The organism is Escherichia sp. WS33, assembly GCF_046486385.1.
Lineage (GTDB): Bacteria > Pseudomonadota > Gammaproteobacteria > Enterobacterales > Enterobacteriaceae > ECMA0423.
In genome coordinates this window covers 15,150-26,400 of record NZ_JBJQLJ010000038.1, presented here as the reverse complement: position 1 = coordinate 26,400, position 11,251 = coordinate 15,150, and the positions used below count along the sequence as shown (strand labels likewise).

16 protein-coding genes are annotated in these 11,251 nt (G+C 48.9%); 6 read left to right on the top strand and 10 right to left on the bottom strand.

Features of this window, described 5'->3' with window-relative positions:
• The first annotated feature begins 451 nt into the window (after positions 1-451).
• Positions 452-1,006 carry a gamma carbonic anhydrase family protein gene (locus tag ACJHXA_RS21685; RefSeq protein WP_001286216.1) on the top strand — a complete coding sequence of 185 codons (555 nt, stop codon included), beginning with the start codon at positions 452-454 and terminating at the stop codon, positions 1,004-1,006.
• On the opposite strand, the gene ACJHXA_RS21680 is transcribed toward ACJHXA_RS21685, so the two are convergent.
• The 6 genes from ACJHXA_RS21680 to dprA are packed head-to-tail and all read right to left on the bottom strand — an operon-like array spanning position 982 to position 4,776.
• A complete protein-coding gene (locus tag ACJHXA_RS21680) occupies positions 982-1,239 on the bottom strand; it encodes a DUF1488 domain-containing protein (RefSeq protein ID WP_001070563.1) in 258 nt (85 codons plus the stop codon). The genes ACJHXA_RS21685 and ACJHXA_RS21680 overlap by 25 nt on opposite strands.
• Positions 1,236-2,054 (bottom strand): shikimate dehydrogenase, encoded by an 819-nt coding sequence (aroE, locus tag ACJHXA_RS21675; RefSeq protein WP_000451211.1) that lies wholly within the window; start codon positions 2,052-2,054, stop codon positions 1,236-1,238. The genes ACJHXA_RS21680 and aroE overlap by 4 nt, the downstream gene beginning before the upstream one ends.
• Before the next feature lie 4 nt (positions 2,055-2,058).
• The gene (gene tsaC, locus ACJHXA_RS21670; protein WP_001297709.1) at positions 2,059-2,631 is read right to left on the bottom strand and encodes an L-threonylcarbamoyladenylate synthase type 1 TsaC; all 573 of its coding nucleotides are present in this window, start codon (positions 2,629-2,631) and stop codon (positions 2,059-2,061) included.
• Positions 2,632-2,635: 4 nt separating this feature from the next.
• On the bottom strand, positions 2,636-3,178 hold the full coding sequence (locus ACJHXA_RS21665) for a type I DNA topoisomerase (protein WP_001129719.1): 543 nt from the start codon (positions 3,176-3,178) through the stop codon (positions 2,636-2,638).
• A 28-nt stretch (positions 3,179-3,206) separates the two neighbouring features.
• A complete protein-coding gene (gene smg, locus ACJHXA_RS21660; RefSeq protein WP_000460672.1) occupies positions 3,207-3,680 on the bottom strand; it encodes a DUF494 family protein Smg in 474 nt (157 codons plus the stop codon).
• Entirely contained in the window at positions 3,652-4,776 is a 1,125-nt protein-coding gene (dprA, locus tag ACJHXA_RS21655) for a DNA-protecting protein DprA (RefSeq protein ID WP_000228535.1), read from the bottom strand. The genes smg and dprA overlap by 29 nt, the downstream gene beginning before the upstream one ends.
• A gap of 129 nt (positions 4,777-4,905) precedes the next feature.
• Here dprA and def point away from each other — a divergent pair, with 129 nt between their 5' ends.
• The 5 genes from def to mscL all read left to right on the top strand — a co-directional run bounded on the left by def (position 4,906) and on the right by mscL (position 9,650).
• Positions 4,906-5,415: a peptide deformylase gene (def, locus tag ACJHXA_RS21650; protein ID WP_000114984.1), complete on the top strand. Its 510-nt coding sequence runs from the start codon at positions 4,906-4,908 to the stop codon at positions 5,413-5,415.
• Positions 5,416-5,429: 14 nt separating this feature from the next.
• Positions 5,430-6,377: a methionyl-tRNA formyltransferase gene (fmt, locus tag ACJHXA_RS21645; protein WP_000004454.1), complete on the top strand. Its 948-nt coding sequence runs from the start codon at positions 5,430-5,432 to the stop codon at positions 6,375-6,377.
• Positions 6,378-6,422: 45 nt separating this feature from the next.
• On the top strand, positions 6,423-7,712 hold the full coding sequence (rsmB, locus tag ACJHXA_RS21640) for a 16S rRNA (cytosine(967)-C(5))-methyltransferase RsmB (protein WP_000744779.1): 1,290 nt from the start codon (positions 6,423-6,425) through the stop codon (positions 7,710-7,712).
• Positions 7,713-7,733: 21 nt separating this feature from the next.
• Positions 7,734-9,110, top strand: coding sequence for a Trk system potassium transporter TrkA (trkA, locus tag ACJHXA_RS21635; protein ID WP_000691382.1), 1,377 nt, complete (start codon positions 7,734-7,736; stop codon positions 9,108-9,110).
• A 129-nt stretch (positions 9,111-9,239) separates the two neighbouring features.
• Positions 9,240-9,650, top strand: coding sequence for a large-conductance mechanosensitive channel protein MscL (gene mscL, locus ACJHXA_RS21630; RefSeq protein WP_000022439.1), 411 nt, complete (start codon positions 9,240-9,242; stop codon positions 9,648-9,650).
• Here mscL and arfA read toward each other — a convergent pair.
• The 4 genes from arfA to rplQ all read right to left on the bottom strand — a co-directional run bounded on the left by arfA (position 9,647) and on the right by rplQ (position 11,215).
• Complete coding sequence (gene arfA / locus ACJHXA_RS21625) at positions 9,647-9,865, bottom strand: alternative ribosome-rescue factor ArfA (RefSeq protein ID WP_000092696.1); 219 nt, start codon at positions 9,863-9,865, stop codon at positions 9,647-9,649. The genes mscL and arfA overlap by 4 nt on opposite strands.
• Before the next feature lie 55 nt (positions 9,866-9,920).
• The gene (zntR, locus tag ACJHXA_RS21620) at positions 9,921-10,346 is read right to left on the bottom strand and encodes a Zn(2+)-responsive transcriptional regulator (RefSeq protein ID WP_000285607.1); all 426 of its coding nucleotides are present in this window, start codon (positions 10,344-10,346) and stop codon (positions 9,921-9,923) included.
• Between the two features lie 10 nt (positions 10,347-10,356).
• Positions 10,357-10,725 carry a DUF1992 domain-containing protein gene (locus ACJHXA_RS21615; protein ID WP_000266499.1) on the bottom strand — a complete coding sequence of 123 codons (369 nt, stop codon included), beginning with the start codon at positions 10,723-10,725 and terminating at the stop codon, positions 10,357-10,359.
• A 106-nt stretch (positions 10,726-10,831) separates the two neighbouring features.
• Positions 10,832-11,215, bottom strand: coding sequence for a 50S ribosomal protein L17 (gene rplQ, locus ACJHXA_RS21610; protein ID WP_001216368.1), 384 nt, complete (start codon positions 11,213-11,215; stop codon positions 10,832-10,834).
• Between the last annotated feature and the right edge of the window lie 36 nt (positions 11,216-11,251).

Here is an 11,251-nt window from a genome sequence, read left to right as displayed (position 1 = left end):
AATTAAACTTCGTAATGAATTACGTGTTCACTCTTGAGACTTGGTATTCATTTTTCGTCTTGCGACGTTAAGAATCCGTATCTTCGAGTGCCCACACAGATTGTCTGATAAATTGTTAAAGAGCAGTTGCGACGCGCTTTAGCGCACTGTCGCGAGGTGGCGTATATTACGCTTTCCTCTTTCAGAGTCAACCCTGAATTTCAGGATTTTTTCTCTTCGTTGTTCCGACCATCCTGTGAAGTGTTTCACGTTGTCGTCTCAACGGAGGCGCATTATAGGGATCCCAATTTTTTGCACAAGTATTTTTTTGATCTTTTTTTCTGTTTGTTGTTTTTTCACCCTTTTTGCTGCAATCGCACACAAAACGGTGCTTTTTTGCATACTAAAAGACTTGCACAAGGCCAATAATGCCCCCAAAGTCATTAGTAAATCATTTATTGCTGAGGTAAGTATGTCTGATGTTTTACGCCCATACCGCGATCTTTTTCCACAAATCGGTCAGCGCGTAATGATCGACGATAGCAGTGTCGTGATTGGTGACGTTCGTCTGGCTGATGATGTGGGGATCTGGCCGCTCGTTGTGATTCGTGGAGATGTACATTATGTACAGATCGGAGCACGCACCAATATCCAGGATGGCAGTATGTTGCATGTCACTCATAAATCCTCGTACAACCCAGATGGCAACCCATTAACCATTGGCGAAGATGTCACTGTTGGTCACAAGGTGATGCTCCACGGCTGCACCATTGGCAATCGAGTTTTGGTTGGGATGGGCTCAATTTTACTTGATGGCGCAATAGTAGAAGATGATGTGATGATTGGTGCGGGTAGTCTGGTCCCACAAAATAAACGGCTGGAGAGCGGATATCTGTATCTCGGTAGCCCCGTCAAACAGATCCGCCCGTTAAGTGATGAAGAGAAGGCTGGGTTACGCTATTCCGCGAATAATTACGTGAAATGGAAGGACGAATATCTGGATCAGGGTAACCAGACCCAGCCTTGATCATCTTCACTTTGTTCCTGAATTAAGTTTTCCGCTTCTTCTTCCAGATCCCAGCGATGCTGACGAAAACTCGCTAACCACTGTTCTGGCGTATCTCCAGTAAAACGATACGCCAGACTCTCGCCAGAGATCGCACATGTCAGTTGCATGCCATTCACGAGAGCGGGAAAACATACACATTTTTTATTCTCGTCCCACTCTTCTCTGTCCGGAAACTGGATGGCCTGATTCACGCGGACAATTCCTCCTGCAATTGCTTTATAACTGGTTCTACGTCAGGCAGAACACCGTGCCAGAGAAGAAAGGCATGAGCCGCCTGTGCCACCAGCATTCCTAAACCATCAGCATTACGCTTTGAGCCTCGCTGCTCACACCATGCCAGAAAAGGAGTTTTTCCTTTCTGATAGAACATGTCATAGCAATAAATGCCTGGATGAATGAGCGATGACGGGATCGCCGGAATATCACCACTGATGCCACTGGATGTTGCATTAATAATGAGATCAAACTCATGACCTTCCAGTTCGTCCATACCCAACGCCTGAATACTGCCAGTGTGCGCAAACAATTTAGCCAACTCTTCCGCGCGGGATACCGTCCGATTAGTGATTGTCACCGCACAGTCCAGGGAAAGAAGTGGCAGTAGTACGCCGCGAGATGCTCCACCAGCGCCGATGAGCAGAATACGTAAACCAGGACGGATAAAAGACAGACGTTCCAGATCGCTTAACAAACCTATACCATCGGTATTGTCACCCAGCAGGCGTCCATCTTCTAACCGCTTGAGGGTATTAACAGCACCAGCCAACGCTGCCCGTTCAGTAAGCTCATCCGCTCTGGCAAAAGCCTCTTCTTTAAAAGGCACCGTCACATTCGCACCTTTACCACCAGCACGAAAGAAAGCGTTCAGTGTGTTGATGAAATCATTGATGGGTGCCAACACGCGCCCATAGGGATGTTCAATATTCAGTTGCTGAGCAAATTGCTGATGAATGAATGGCGATTTGCTGTGGGCTATCGGATTACCAAAAACAGCATAGGTTTCCATTATGTTACCCCTGTCGAAACAGTTCACCCGTCAGGGCATCGCGGATTTCTGAAGGATTTAAACGCCCCCCCGTTTCACCAGGCACAACCGGGAACGCCGCGCCAAATTGTGCGCGAACTTCGTCTACTGTTCGACAAGGTGGCAATCCACTCAAGTTGGCACTGGTAGAAACCAGCGGTTTACCATAAGCCTGGCACAAAGCAACCACCAACGGATGGTCGGTGACTCGTACAGCAAGCGAATCAAAGCGGCCCGTCAACCAGCGCGGTGTTGTCGCAGGCGCGGGAAAGACAAAGGTGACAGGACCTGGCCAGCGGGAAAAAATGGTTTCACGCTGCGCATCAGTCAGCATGGTGTCATCAATATAAGGTTTAAGCTGCTCGTAATTTGCCGCGATTAAAATCAGCCCCTTATCAACCGGACGCTGTTTTAACTCCAACAGTCGCATCACTGCTGTTTCGCTATCAGGATCGCACCCGACACCGAAAACGGCTTCCGTTGGATAGGCGATGACACGTTCTTCATTGAGGACATCTATCGCAGCTGCGATAGCGTCTCCTTGCAGGTTATTATTCACGTTATTATTCCGCCGAAACCGGCTTTCCACATTGTTTACTGGCACAAAAGTGTTTTACACCCTGCGCGGTTTTCTTTTCGATGAGTAGTGGATAATGACACTCAGGGCATTCTCCAGCTATGGGTTTGAAGTTAATGGCAAATTGACACTCCGGGTAGCGATCACAGGAGTGAAATGTTTTGCCATAACGGGAGCGGCGCTGGACCAGATGGCCCGTCCGGCATTGGGGGCATGTAATTGCTGTTTCGTCCGGTTTATCGATAAGTTCGGTATGTTCGCATTCAGGGTAGTTACTGCAACCAATAAACATACCAAAGCGTCCCTGGCGTAATACCAGATTTGCGCCACATGCAAGGCAAACCTGCCCCTCCAGAACTTTGACAATATGTCCATCCGCTGAAGATTTCAGAGGACGGACGTAGTCACACGCCGGATACTGTGAGCATCCAAGAAACGGACCGTGTTTCCCGGATCGAATAACCAGTTCAGCCCCGCACTTTGGGCAGGACTCATTATTACGCACCGTGAACAGTGCTGATTTCGCCATAACAACTTATGCTGAATTAAAGAAATGATTAATGCAGCATACCTTCATTCACTTCAAAGAGTAATTCTTCCATTTGCTGGTACGCATTTTCGCAGCCCGGAATATTGAACAACACCATCAGGATTACCCATTTCAGGTCTTCCAGGTCGAACTCTGCGGTATCCAGCGCGAGCACTCGCTCTATCACCATTTCACGGGTTTCAAGGTTAAGCACCTGAATTTGCTCAAGGAAAAGCAGAAAACCACGACAGCTGGCATCCAGTCTTTCACACTCCTCAGGGGTATAAATACGCATGGAGAGTGGATCAGAGGCCAGTTGCATCGGTTCTGCCAGTCCTTCCTGATAATCCGCAAGCTTTTCCAGCCAAAGCAGGGCATTGTAGATATCTTCTCGATCAAATCCTGCGTCGGTAAGATCCTGTTCAAGTTTGTCTTGATCCACACGCAACTCAGCTTCTGTGTGAATATAGGTTTCAAACAAATACATTAGTACGTCGAACATGGCATGCCCTCCTCAATCGGACATAGCCGCCGGGTACAGCTGCGATCCATCCTGCTAACTCCAGTTCGAGTAGTTGAGTAACTACCTCTGGCACAGGTTGGCCGGCACGTTCAGCGACGACGTCAACAGGTGTTACCTCATCTCCTACGTTAGCCAGGAGCTCAGGAAATGGCAATGCCACGTCTTGCTGATCTGGTGAATAAAATGAATTTTCAGGGGCGTCTGGCAACCAGTGCAATCCAAATTGCAAGTTTTCCAGAATTTCTTCCGGTTCCGTCACAAGAATCGCACCTTGTTTTATTAACCAGTGAGGCCCTTCGCTTCCCGGATTCCCTATTGGACCTGGCAAGGCAAAAACTTCACGCCCCTGCTCAAGCGCACAACGTGCTGTCACCAGCGAACCACTGCGCAAAGCCGCTTCCACCACCAGTACACCTTTACTTAGACCACTGATAATGCGATTTCTTCGTGGGAAATTGTAAGCAAGGGGTGGAACATCGAGGGGAAATTCCGAGACGAGAGCTCCGCCATGTTCAAGCAGACTGGCAGCCAGTCGGGCATGGCGGCGGGGATGAATGGTATTAAGTCCATTCCCCAATACAGCAATGCTGACGCCATTTACCTGTAAGGCCGCTTTATGCGCCACACCATCGATTCCACGCGCCAGTCCACTCGTAATTGTCACTCCACGCGTCGCCAGAGTTTCGCAAAATAACCGTCCCCATCGCTCGCCATACCATGAATGCGCCCGACTCCCCACTACGGCAAGCTGAAATGAATGCAGCGCGTGCAGTTCTCCTTCAACAAACAGTGCGCCGGGGTAATCTGTCGTCACCAGAAGTTGAGGAGGATAAAATTCGCTGTCCGCAGGGATTAAATGATGGTTGGGTTGCTCCAACCAACAAAGTGAGCTTTCGATACTCTTTCGCGGAAATGAAAGAAAGCGTTGTGCCTGCCGCAATGTAAGCCCTGTTTGCTGCAATCCAACCGCATCAATTTGCGACTGTTTTGCCAGCCAGTGAGCTATACGGACCATATCATCGCCGTACAAGCTGCTGATACTCATTAAACGCAGCCAAATTTCTGTATCGACCATCCTTATCTCCCTGCCATAAGCAGCCTTAGCAATCTTTGCGATTGGTCAGTGATGCTGTCAATCAGAGGGGGATTTGTCTAGAATAGAAGAAATAATCTTTCTAACTCCTGAACACATCTCTGGAGATTTATGTCAGTTTTGCAAGTGTTACATATTCCGGACGAGCGGCTTCGCAAAGTTGCTAAACCGGTAGAAGAAGTGAATGCAGAAATTCAGCGTATCGTCGATGATATGTTCGAGACGATGTACGCAGAAGAAGGTATTGGCCTGGCGGCAACCCAGGTTGATATCCATCAACGTATCATTGTTATTGATGTTTCGGAAAACCGTGACGAACGGCTGGTGTTAATCAATCCGGAGCTTTTAGAAAAAAGCGGCGAAACAGGCATTGAAGAAGGTTGCCTGTCGATCCCTGAACAACGTGCTTTAGTGCCACGCGCAGAGAAAGTTAAAATTCGCGCCCTGGACCGCGACGGTAAACCATTTGAATTGGAAGCAGACGGTCTGTTAGCCATCTGTATTCAGCATGAGATGGATCACCTGGTCGGCAAACTGTTTATGGATTATCTGTCACCGTTGAAACAACAACGTATTCGTCAGAAAGTTGAAAAACTGGATCGTCTGAAAGCCCGGGCTTAAGGATAAGAACTAACGTGTCAGAATCACTACGTATTATTTTTGCGGGTACACCTGACTTTGCAGCGCGTCATCTCGACGCGCTGTTGTCTTCTGGTCATAACGTCGTTGGCGTGTTCACCCAGCCAGACCGACCGGCAGGACGCGGTAAAAAACTGATGCCCAGCCCGGTTAAAGTTCTGGCTGAGGAAAAAGGTCTGCCCGTTTTTCAACCTGTTTCCCTGCGTCCACAAGAAAACCAGCAACTGGTCGCCGATCTGCAGGCTGATGTTATGGTCGTCGTCGCCTATGGCTTAATTCTGCCTAAAGCAGTGCTGGAGATGCCGCGTCTTGGCTGTATCAACGTTCATGGTTCACTGCTGCCACGCTGGCGCGGTGCTGCACCAATCCAACGCTCACTATGGGCGGGTGATGCAGAAACTGGTGTGACCATTATGCAAATGGATGTCGGTTTAGACACCGGTGACATGCTCTATAAGCTCTCCTGCCCGATTACTGCAGAAGATACCAGTGGTACGCTGTACGACAAGCTGGCAGAGCTTGGCCCACAAGGGCTTATCACCACGTTGAAACAACTGGCAGACGGCACGGCGAAACCAGAAGTTCAGGACGAAACTCTTGTCACTTACGCCGAAAAGTTGAGTAAAGAAGAAGCGCGTATTGACTGGTCACTTTCGGCAGCACAGCTTGAACGCTGCATTCGCGCTTTCAATCCATGGCCAATGAGCTGGCTGGAAATTGAAGGACAGCCGGTTAAAGTCTGGAAAGCATCGGTCATTGATACGGCAACCAACGCTGCACCAGGAACGATCCTTGAAGCCAACAAACAAGGCATTCAGGTTGCGACTGGTGATGGCATCCTGAACCTGCTCTCGTTACAACCTGCGGGTAAGAAAGCGATGAGCGCGCAAGACCTCCTGAACTCTCGTCGGGAATGGTTTGTTCCGGGCAACCGTCTGGTCTGATAGTCCACTCTTCTAAGCCCGGTCTTGCCGGGCGTTTTTATACTTATGAAAAAACAACGTAATTTACGTAGCATGGCGGCCCAGGCCGTTGAACAAGTCGTCGAGCAAGGGCAATCATTAAGCAACATTCTGCCACCGCTCCAGCAAAAAGTTTCCGATAAAGACAAAGCACTTCTTCAAGAGTTGTGCTTTGGCGTACTGCGTACGCTTTCGCAGTTAGACTGGCTGATTAATAAGTTAATGGCCCGTCCGATGACCGGCAAACAGCGGACCGTGCATTACCTGATTATGGTTGGTTTGTATCAACTGCTTTATACCCGCATTCCACCTCATGCTGCGCTGGCTGAAACGGTTGAAGGCGCTATCGCAATTAAGCGTCCGCAACTTAAAGGGTTGATAAACGGTGTATTACGCCAGTTCCAGCGTCAGCAAGAAGAGTTATTAGCCGAGTTTAATGCCAGTGATGCACGTTATCTGCATCCTTCCTGGTTGCTGAAGCGTCTGCAAAAAGCGTATCCAGAGCAGTGGCAATCCATCGTCGAAGCCAATAACCAGCGTCCGCCAATGTGGCTGCGCGTTAATCGTACGCATCATTCCCGCGACAGCTGGCTTGCATTGTTGGATGAAGCAGGAATGAAAGGTTTCCCGCATGCGGATTACCCTGATGCTGTACGGCTGGAAACACCTGCACCTGTTCATGCGCTACCTGGTTTTGAAGACGGATGGGTTACCGTTCAGGATGCATCAGCACAAGGTTGCATGACCTGGCTTGCGCCACAAAACGGTGAACACATTCTGGATCTTTGTGCCGCCCCCGGCGGTAAAACAACGCATATCCTTGAGGTGGCACCAGAAGCGCAGGTTGTTGCGGTTGATATTGACGAACAGCGCCTCTCTCGCGTTTACGACAATTTAAAACGCCTTGGTATGAAAGCGACCGTGAAACAAGGTGATGGCCGCTACCCTTCCCAATGGTGTGGCGAGCAACAGTTTGATCGCATTTTATTAGATGCGCCTTGTTCAGCAACCGGTGTGATTCGTCGCCATCCGGATATTAAATGGTTACGTCGCGATCGCGATATCCCGGAACTCGCGCAATTGCAGTCTGAAATTCTCGACGCCATTTGGCCGCATTTAAAATCCGGTGGAACCCTGGTCTATGCCACCTGTTCGGTGTTACCGGAAGAGAATAGCCTGCAGATTAAAGCCTTTTTGCAACGTACCGCTGATGCCGAACTTTGCGAAACAGGAACACCAGAGCAACCGGGTAAACAAAATCTGCCTGGTGCCGAAGAGGGCGACGGCTTCTTTTACGCTAAGCTAATCAAAAAGTGATGAGATAACGGGTCGCGACTGATGAAAATTATCATTCTGGGTGCCGGCCAGGTTGGCGGCACACTGGCGGAAAACCTGGTTGGCGAGAACAACGATATCACTGTTGTCGATACCAACGGTGAGCGTCTGCGGACCTTGCAGGATAAATTTGACCTGCGAGTCGTGCAGGGGCATGGCTCTCATCCACGCGTATTGCGGGAGGCAGGTGCCGACGACGCCGATATGCTGGTTGCTGTAACCAGTTCAGATGAAACCAATATGGTTGCCTGCCAGGTAGCCTACTCACTTTTCAACACCCCTAATCGCATCGCTCGCATCCGCTCACCAGACTACGTGCGCGATGCCGATAAGCTATTTCATTCAGATGCTGTACCGATTGATCATCTGATCGCACCAGAGCAGTTGGTTATCGATAATATTTACCGACTGATTGAGTATCCCGGCGCATTGCAGGTGGTGAACTTCGCTGAGGGTAAAGTCAGCCTCGCTGTGGTTAAAGCCTATTATGGCGGCCCGCTGATTGGTAACGCACTTTCGACCATGCGCGAACATATGCCACATATCGATACTCGTGTGGCAGCAATTTTCCGCCACGATCGCCCCATTCGTCCACAAGGTTCGACCATTGTGGAAGCTGGTGATGAAGTGTTCTTTATTGCCGCTTCACAGCATATCCGCGCGGTGATGAGTGAATTACAGCGACTGGAAAAACCGTATAAGCGGATCATGCTGGTTGGTGGCGGTAATATCGGTGCAGGGCTGGCGCGTCGTCTGGAAAAAGATTACAGCGTTAAACTCATCGAACGTAATCAGCAGCGCGCTGCCGAACTGGCGGAAAAGTTGCAGAATACGATCGTCTTTTTTGGTGATGCGTCGGATCAAGAACTGCTGGCCGAAGAACATATCGATCAAGTTGATCTGTTTATTGCCGTCACCAACGATGACGAGGCCAATATCATGTCCGCCATGCTTGCCAAACGTATGGGTGCGAAAAAGGTGATGGTATTGATCCAGCGTCGCGCTTATGTGGATCTGGTTCAGGGGAGCGTGATCGATATTGCGATTTCACCACAACAAGCAACTATTTCTGCGTTGCTTAGCCATGTGCGAAAAGCAGATATTGTTGGTGTTTCCTCATTGCGCCGCGGCGTAGCAGAAGCTATTGAAGCCGTTGCTCACGGTGATGAAAGCACCTCACGCGTTGTCGGCAGAGTCATTGACGAAATCAAGCTACCGCCAGGAACGATTATTGGAGCGGTGGTACGTGGAAACGACGTGATGATTGCCAATGACAATCTGCGCATTGAGCAAGGCGATCACGTAATTATGTTCCTCACAGATAAAAAGTTTATTACCGACGTCGAAAGACTCTTCCAGCCAAGCCCTTTCTTCTTGTAATTAATAAGGCGTCTAATGACGCCTTATTATTTCCCTTTGATTATCAAGGATTAATTAAATTCATTCCTGGCAGGAAAATGGCTTAACATTTGTTAGACTTATGGTTGTCGGCTTCATAGGGAGAATAACATGAGCATTATTAAAGAATTTCGCGAATTTGCGATGCGCGGGAACGTGGTGGATTTGGCGGTGGGTGTCATTATCGGTGCGGCATTCGGGAAGATTGTATCTTCACTGGTTGCCGATATCATCATGCCACCTCTGGGCTTATTAATTGGCGGGATCGACTTTAAACAGTTTGCTGTCACGCTACGCGATGCGCAGGGGGATATCCCTGCTGTTGTGATGCATTACGGTGTCTTCATTCAAAACGTCTTTGATTTTCTGATTGTGGCCTTTGCCATCTTTATGGCGATTAAGCTAATCAACAAACTGAATCGGAAAAAAGAAGAACCAGCTGCCGCACCTGCACCAACTAAAGAAGAAGTATTACTGGCAGAAATTCGTGATTTGCTGAAAGAGCAGAATAACCGCTCTTAACAAGCGCCTGAAAGCAGAAGACCAGTGGTAAAAAAGTGATTTACTTTCTTGCCACTGGCCTCCCAGTTCCCCCGATTGCCATGTTTTCCTTTTCGCATGTAACTGCCTTTCCCCTTCTTATTTTTCTCTACGCGCTGTCGGAATAAGGGATCATGTAGTAATGCTTCTATCGCATTATCCTTTATCTGCCCTTTAGTATGCTGATATCGGCTCATAAAAACTCCAATTGGTTATTTTACGGCGCGAGTGTAATCCTGCCAGTGCAAAAAATCAACAGCCACTCTTAACGCCACTCGCCCCTTGTTCAAGAGCTTCAAGAATCGAACAATAAACACTGCTATGGGCGGTCCCACAACAGGCATCGTTAAGGCGTTGCAAGGAACGCTGCATACTCTGCAACTCGGCTATCCGTGCTTCGACTTCCTGCAATCTTTCCTGCACAATGCCTTTTGACTCCTGACAGGTATGGTGTTCAGGATCGATACGGATCGACAGCAACTCGCGGATCGACTCCAGACTGAAACCTAGTTGTCTGGCATGGCGGATAAATTTCAATCGCTGGAGATCGCTTTCGGTATACAGGCGAAACCCACCTTCAGTACGCACTTCATGCTCCATCATCTGCTGTTTTTCGTAATAACGAATCGTGTCGGGTGTTACTTCCGCCATTTTTGCCAGCTCACCAATGCGATACATACATACTCCACTAGTTATCGTTGATTTTATTCAACAACTTGTCAGCATAATCGCCGCGTAAAAAATCGGTACTCAGTCCAGCTTGTCGCAGCTTCAATTCCAGTAATGACAATCGACGGCTAACCTCTTGATATTGCGGATCATCGTGACGGATACCTTTGAGAATATCCAGAAGCTGAATTGCTTCCCTCCGTTGCTCAAGTTCTGGCGGTAAGCAACCGCCATTCTTCAACAAGCGATACCCCGCACGTAATTCCGGTGGCACGTGAGAATCATCATCCAGTATCAATGGTTCGCCGCTACCTGCCAGGTTATCAAACTCACCTTTCGCTTGCGCTTCTGCTATATGACGCTCTGCCCACTGGTCAAGTAACCACATATATACTCCAGGGGATGAACAAAAAGAGTACAGCTATTGTAGATAAGTGGGGATGCTACGGGTATAAAAAAACCCGCCGGGGCGGGTTTTTTTACGTTGCTTCAGATTACTCTGCAGCAGCTTCTGCTTTCTCTGAACGATCAACCAGCTCGATGTAAGCCATCGGCGCGTTGTCGCCTGCACGGAAGCCACACTTCAGAATACGAGTGTAACCACCGGCACGGCTCGCGAAACGCGGGCCCAGTTCGTTAAACAGTTTTGCCACGATCTCGTTATCACGAGTACGGGCGAATGCCAGACGACGATTAGCAACGCTATCAGTCTTGGCAAGAGTAATCAGCGGCTCAACTACGCGGCGCAGCTCTTTCGCTTTAGGCAGAGTCGTCTTGATGATTTCATGACGAACCAGTGAACCTGCCATATTGCGGAACATAGCCTGGCGATGGCTGCTGTTGCGGTTCAGTTGACGACCACTCTTACGATGGCGCATGACCTTATCCTTCTCAGTAAAACCTTAACCTGTGAT

Excerpts from the sequence above, each read along its gene's own strand:
- ACJHXA_RS21685 (WP_001286216.1), top strand. The coding sequence starts at position 452 with ATGTCTGATGTTTTACGCCCATACCGCGATCTTTTTCCACAAATCGGT.
- aroE (WP_000451211.1), bottom strand. The coding sequence starts at position 2,054 with ATGGAAACCTATGCTGTTTTTGGTAATCCGATAGCCCACAGCAAATCG.
- ACJHXA_RS21665 (WP_001129719.1), bottom strand. The coding sequence starts at position 3,178 with ATGGCGAAATCAGCACTGTTCACGGTGCGTAATAATGAGTCCTGCCCA.
- smg (WP_000460672.1), bottom strand. The coding sequence starts at position 3,680 with ATGTTCGACGTACTAATGTATTTGTTTGAAACCTATATTCACACAGAA.
- dprA (WP_000228535.1), bottom strand. The coding sequence starts at position 4,776 with ATGGTCGATACAGAAATTTGGCTGCGTTTAATGAGTATCAGCAGCTTG.
- def (WP_000114984.1), top strand. The coding sequence starts at position 4,906 with ATGTCAGTTTTGCAAGTGTTACATATTCCGGACGAGCGGCTTCGCAAA.
- rsmB (WP_000744779.1), top strand. The coding sequence starts at position 6,423 with ATGAAAAAACAACGTAATTTACGTAGCATGGCGGCCCAGGCCGTTGAA.
- trkA (WP_000691382.1), top strand. The coding sequence starts at position 7,734 with ATGAAAATTATCATTCTGGGTGCCGGCCAGGTTGGCGGCACACTGGCG.
- mscL (WP_000022439.1), top strand. The coding sequence starts at position 9,240 with ATGAGCATTATTAAAGAATTTCGCGAATTTGCGATGCGCGGGAACGTG.
- arfA (WP_000092696.1), bottom strand. The coding sequence starts at position 9,865 with ATGAGCCGATATCAGCATACTAAAGGGCAGATAAAGGATAATGCGATA.
- zntR (WP_000285607.1), bottom strand. The coding sequence starts at position 10,346 with ATGTATCGCATTGGTGAGCTGGCAAAAATGGCGGAAGTAACACCCGAC.
- ACJHXA_RS21615 (WP_000266499.1), bottom strand. The coding sequence starts at position 10,725 with ATGTGGTTACTTGACCAGTGGGCAGAGCGTCATATAGCAGAAGCGCAA.
- rplQ (WP_001216368.1), bottom strand. The coding sequence starts at position 11,215 with ATGCGCCATCGTAAGAGTGGTCGTCAACTGAACCGCAACAGCAGCCAT.